The organism is Streptomyces sp. NPDC007162, from assembly GCF_040634175.1.
In the GTDB taxonomy this organism is placed as follows: domain Bacteria; phylum Actinomycetota; class Actinomycetes; order Streptomycetales; family Streptomycetaceae; genus Streptomyces.
Genome location: NZ_JBEYFC010000947.1, coordinates 1 through 1,798, shown reverse-complemented (window position 1 = coordinate 1,798; position 1,798 = coordinate 1). Strand labels below are relative to the sequence as shown.

The 1,798-nt window shown below is 73.1% G+C and carries 2 protein-coding genes; both read left to right on the top strand.

The features are described 5' to 3' along the window. Nucleotides 1-471, top strand: a 471-nt coding sequence (locus tag ABZ646_RS46120; protein ID WP_360533648.1) for an aldo/keto reductase, incomplete at its 5' end; no start/stop codon positions are given. 63 nt (nt 472-534) lie between these two features. After that, nucleotides 535-1,692, top strand: a complete 1,158-nt coding sequence (locus ABZ646_RS46115; RefSeq protein ID WP_360533645.1) for a PP2C family protein-serine/threonine phosphatase — start codon at nt 535-537, stop codon at nt 1,690-1,692. The last annotated feature ends 106 nt before the right edge of the window (nt 1,693-1,798 follow it).

The window sequence follows — 1,798 nt, the reverse complement described above, 5'->3', positions numbered from 1 at the left end:
CTCGGCCTGCAGACCGAGTACTCGCTGTGGTCCCGCGACCCGGAGGACGGGGTCCTCCCGACCTGCCGGGAGCTGGGCATCGGGTTCGTCCCGTACTCGCCGCTGGGCCGCGGTTTCCTCGCCGGCCGGTTCTCCTCCCCCGACGAGCTCGACGCGAACGACTTCCGGCGCAACGGCCCCCGCTTCACCGGTGACAACCTGGACGCCAACCTGCGGCTCGCCGCCAAGGTGAAGGAGATCGCCGCCGAGAAGGAGGTCACCCCGGCGCAGCTGGCCCTCGCCTGGGTGCTGGCCCAGGGCGACGGCATCGTCCCGATCCCCGGCACCAAGCGCCGCAGCTACCTGGAGCAGAACGCGGGCGCCGTGGACGTCGAGCTGACCAAGGACGACCTGGCCCGGATCGACGCCGAGGTACCGAAGGCCGCGGGCGAGCGCTACGACGAGTCCGGCATGCGCTCCGTGAACCTCTAGGGCCTGGTGCGCCCGGTCGGCTCGCGGTGGCCGGGCGCCTGGCGGTGCCGCACGCTGGTAGGCATGGGGAGCCGGTGGAGGGTCGCGGTGCCGCGACAGGCGTGGCAGTCCACGCACGCCCTGCTGCTGCTCCCGATCGCGCTCATCGTGGTGATCATGGTGGCGGACCTTCGTACGCCCGAGGACATCCATCTGGGCCCCGCCCTGGTCATGGCCCCCGCGCTCACCCCGTCCTTCGCAGGCCCCCGGTCGACCGCGCTGGTCGGAGCGCTCGCGGTGGCCGCCCAGATCGTGATCGCCGCCTTCCACGGCGGGCTGGGCACCGCCAACCACATCGTGCAGATCGTCACCCTGGTGCTGCTCTCGGCCATCGTGGTGGTCTACAGCGCGGTCCGGGAGCGCCGGCGGGCCCAGCTGGCCCAGGTGCGGACGGTCGCCGAGGCCGCGCAGCACGTGCTGATGTGGCCGCTGCCCGAGTACATCGGACCGCTGCGGATCGCCTCGCTGTACCTGGCCGCCGAGGACGAGGCGCAGATCGGCGGTGATCTGTACGCGGCCACCAGCTGCAACGGCGCGGTCCGGGTGCTGATCGGGGATGTCCGGGGCAAGGGGCTGTCCGCGATCGGCGAGGCGGCGCTGCTGCTGGGCGCCTTCCGGGAGTCCTCTTACCGCCATGTCACCCTGCAGGAGCTGGCGACGTCCCTGGAGCAGAGCGTGCAGCGCTACACCGCGGAGCTGGACACCCCGGAGGAGACGGGCGAGCGGTTCGTCACCGCGTTGCTGGTCGAGATCCCCGACGAGGACCCGCTCACCCGGATGACCAGTGCCGGCCATCCGCCGCCCCTGCTGCTCAGCCCGGGGCACGTCGTCACCGTGCCGAGCCTGCACCCGTCGCCGCCCCTGGGCGTGCCCTGCGCGGACGGCCCCGAGCGCACCTTGGACGTCTTCTCCTTCGAGCCGGGCGACACCCTGCTGCTGTACACCGACGGCGTCATCGAGGCACGGGACGGGCAGGGCCGCTTCTACCCGCTCGCGGAGCGGGTCGCGCAGTGGACCGACGCCGCTCCCGAGTCGTTGATGCACCACATCCGCCGCGATCTGCTGGCCCACGCGGGAGGCCGCCTCGGTGACGACGCGGCCCTGATCGCCCTGCACCGCACCGCGGCCGTGCACCGCCGCCGCCATCACGGCGTCCTCGGACACGGCTCGGCCCGGTCCTGACGTCGATCCGGGCCGGAGGGATGTCACAACCGCTCTGTCGCGAGCCGGGTGGCCGTGCCGGGACCGGGAAGGTGAGCCCGGTCCCGGCACGGGGTCCGGGTCAGGG

Bases quoted from the DNA above. Each gene is read 5' to 3' on its own strand.
- ABZ646_RS46115 (WP_360533645.1), top strand. From the start codon at position 535: ATGGGGAGCCGGTGGAGGGTCGCGGTGCCGCGACAGGCGTGGCAGTCC.